This window comes from Enterococcus sp. MMGLQ5-1, assembly GCF_013155265.1.
GTDB lineage: Bacteria > Bacillota > Bacilli > Lactobacillales > Streptococcaceae > MMGLQ5-1.
Window position 1 is genome coordinate 1 of sequence record NZ_JABJXU010000027.1, and the last position, 2,510, is coordinate 2,510.

Annotated in this window: 3 protein-coding genes; all 3 read right to left on the minus strand. The window is 35.4% G+C overall.

Going from position 1 to position 2,510, the window contains the following annotated elements; genetic code table 11:
- The coding region (locus HOY35_RS13255; RefSeq protein ID WP_172214564.1) for a phage holin family protein at nt 1-242 on the minus strand (242 nt) is incomplete at its 3' end.
- A 25-nt stretch (nt 243-267) separates the two neighbouring features.
- Nucleotides 268-1,137 carry a hypothetical protein gene (locus HOY35_RS13260; RefSeq protein WP_172214562.1) on the minus strand — a complete coding sequence of 290 codons (870 nt, stop codon included), beginning with the start codon at nt 1,135-1,137 and terminating at the stop codon, nt 268-270.
- A complete protein-coding gene (locus HOY35_RS13265) occupies nt 1,137-2,504 on the minus strand; it encodes a phage tail spike protein (RefSeq protein ID WP_349627515.1) in 1,368 nt (455 codons plus the stop codon). The genes HOY35_RS13260 and HOY35_RS13265 overlap by 1 nt, the downstream gene beginning before the upstream one ends.
- Between the last annotated feature and the right edge of the window lie 6 nt (nt 2,505-2,510).

Sequence of the window (2,510 nt, forward strand, 5' to 3'; positions counted from 1 at the left end):
AAATTATTAGGAATCAAAATAGATAACGGAATGAAAAAAAGTAAGAGTACAATACTAGATATCTTTCTCAAAATACCGTTAATACCAATCTTACTTTTAAATTCAATACTTGGATTAATAATCGCTCCAATTGTTCCGCTTGCAAAATCAATGATCATTGCAATACAAATTAGCGATAGAACAAATAAAATCTTACCGTCTTCAGTCATTACGACCGCTCTTAAAAAATCAAACACTTCCATTTTCCTCACCTTCCAATTATTTTGATTAAATTGTATATGAAAGACTACTTAGATTAATATAGTTGCTCCCATAAGCTGAACGAGCGTAAACAGCTCCGCTTGTAGTAATTTCCACACGAATATTTTTCAATAAATCATCCGTACAATTAATTAATTTTCTGCTGCTAGGTCGATACTCTGGTGATAATGTGAATATCAGAGTATTAGTAGTTGGGAAAGGACTTGCTGGATTCTTTGAAAGAGTTCCCGTGAATTCGACCTTATATGATCCATCAAGCTGTTTAAATTTTCTATAGGCGGTATTGTCTACGCTATCACTTAACATACCATCAGCTAATGTTAATGTTTTGAACGGAACAGCGGTTAATTGTTCAGCCGTGACCGATCCGACATAGTTATTAATTGAATCTGTAAAATAAACACCATCTCCCATATACCAAACTTGTTTGAACTTTGTAGGCACTGCAATATCTGGTATCTCTTGCATGAAAATGCCAGTAGTGCCTTGTGTCGAACCTGTAATGTCAACTTTAGTGCCTTTATATTTACCATCAGCTAATGTTGCGACATCTTCAATCTTGAAGCCATCATCACCAATCTTAACCGTTCCGTTATGCTTACCATAAGTTGGATGATTCACCTCATATACATTAGTCAATGAACCTGTTGAGATAGCCAAAGCCGATAACGTATCAACGTTGATATTTGGTGCATACAATCCCCAAGTTTTCCATGTTGAATCTTCCCATTTTCTTACAATCTCTGGCGTACTTGATGTATCTTGCCATAACTGCCCATCTTCTGGATTGGTTGGCGCTGTGTCGCTTAAAATGATGTTATTTTTACCGTTAATACCATCATTGACTACTGCGCCGCTTAGTTGTGCTAATGTCATTAATTATTCACCTTTCTATAATCATCTAAATCAACTTTGAATGTAACTGCTGACGGTAGCCATTCATTCGCCATCAAAGCTGTTGTTTTTCCTAACTTCGATAATGTTGTAAGAATTGAGCCGTCTTCTTTGTAGAGCGTGACAGTCCAATAATATTCATACAGATTACCGTATTCATCAATTCCCTTACCATCTTGCATAAGTTGACAAGTGAAATAGAGGTCTTGTGCTGTGTTTTTCATCGTTGTAGGCTTATCACATGTAATCGTGACAATAATGCCACTAGCGAGCTTTTCTTGCCTGTTAATGATGCCTTGTGACAGCTTGTTCTGTAATGCTCGGAAATTATCAAACGTTACTTTATTATTTGCTTTGTTCAGATGGTCTTTCTCGATTTGAGAAGCCCTCATTTCAAGTAACAATAGCGGACTAAATCCCGAATCATGTGCTTTGACAGTATCTCCAATTTGTAAATCAAAATAACCAGTGACCTCATAAGAGACCGCTGGCTGACTGATTGTTTTAAGTTTAGCTAATCCTTGACCAGCTAGAGTATTGACGTTATCTGTTTCGTAAGACCATTCAAGCAATGTATAGTTACGTTCTGTGTTATCTACGATCTGCGAGGGATATCTATCTCGCATTGGTGGGCATAGGATATATGGTTCACCTTTTAAAGAAACGTATAATAAATTGCCATCATCATCATATTCTTTAATTTCTAAAGAACTGATATTTAAGTCATCTTTCCCGATTGGATGAATTGCGGTAAATAGATTAGTTTTATCGACTGTCCGAGTAATAGTATCGATATTTCGCTTGTAGTAGAAAGTTTTATCATTTCTACGAGTACCAACACCTTGAGTAATGCCATTATTTGCTTGATAAAGATTAATCAATGTCGGTTTTAATGTACCGTCTCGGTTAATTCTGTCAATAAATTCATGTTCGCCACCGAACTTATTAACCAAGCTAATCAATCTGGCTAAGTTAGTATCGGATTCACCTTCCCATTCAAGCGTTAGCTTTTTGCCAGCTAATTCATTAATACCAATTTCAATCTTGGCGAATTTAAACAATCCAAAAATATCCATGTATTCAGTAATCGTCATTGCTTGTGTTGCTTTATATGCTGGCAAGACTTCGTTAATCATTTCAAGGCTTAAACTTGAACAATTAAAACTTTTACCAAATTCATCTTCACTTAATTTTGTAATACTAAGCATATATGTACGATCATTATCATGGTAAGAAATAAACTTATCATCTGTTATCTGCTGGTATAGTAAAGAACCATTATTTATGAAACTTATCGATAACTCATGAGCGCCAGTGGGAAGATTATATAAAGCTTTGCATTCTTTGATTTGAAC

Bases quoted from the DNA above. Each gene is read 5' to 3' on its own strand.
- HOY35_RS13260 (WP_172214562.1), bottom strand. From the start codon at position 1,137: ATGACATTAGCACAACTAAGCGGCGCAGTAGTCAATGATGGTATTAAC.